This window comes from Planotetraspora sp. A-T 1434 (genome assembly GCF_025420585.1).
Taxonomy (GTDB): Bacteria; Actinomycetota; Actinomycetes; order Streptosporangiales; family Streptosporangiaceae; genus JAOEGB01.
The window spans coordinates 1-512 of record NZ_JAOEGB010000103.1; the positions used below are offsets into that span (position 1 = coordinate 1).

1 protein-coding gene is annotated in these 512 nt (G+C 65.8%); it reads right to left on the bottom strand.

All coding sequences use genetic code 11. From position 1 onward, the window contains the following. Window positions 1-115: 115 nt before the first annotated feature. Window positions 116-512: hypothetical protein (locus N5079_RS35145; RefSeq protein ID WP_261588542.1), on the bottom strand; the 397-nt coding region annotated here is incomplete at its 5' end.

Here is a 512-nt window from a genome sequence, read left to right on the forward strand (position 1 = left end):
AGATCTACAGCGTAAAGGCGCCCGCCTGATGGTCCCGTCAGGCACGAAGTGGATCATTCGGGGCCAGGGTTCGTCAGATAGTGCGCCAGCAGATAGGCAAGTCCAGCGCTTGTGATCAGGCGGGGGCGAGGATTCTGCGGAGAATGGTCATGTTATAGGCGCGCAGGGTCTGTTCGGGCGTCTTGGGCGTGTAGTTGGTGTAGTCCAGGGCGAGCACGATGGGGCCGCGCTGGGGGAGGAGCAGGGTGCTGGCGGAGGCGCGTTTGCCATTGACGCTCATGGTCTGCCCGACGCGGTGGCCGCGCCAGCCGAAGGGGTCGCGGGGGTACTTTGGCGGGCTGGAGGTCTCGCTGATGCGGGTGCGTGGATCCATCGGGTCGTTCGTGGTCCCGGAGTAGCGGCACCGAGGGATCTTCCTGCCGACCTTCCGCGTGAGCGAAGGAGACCGGGGGAGCGCGCAACCGGAGCGTTCTTGAAAACCGCTAGGCCGGGTGACCGGTCTCGTGGGTCCG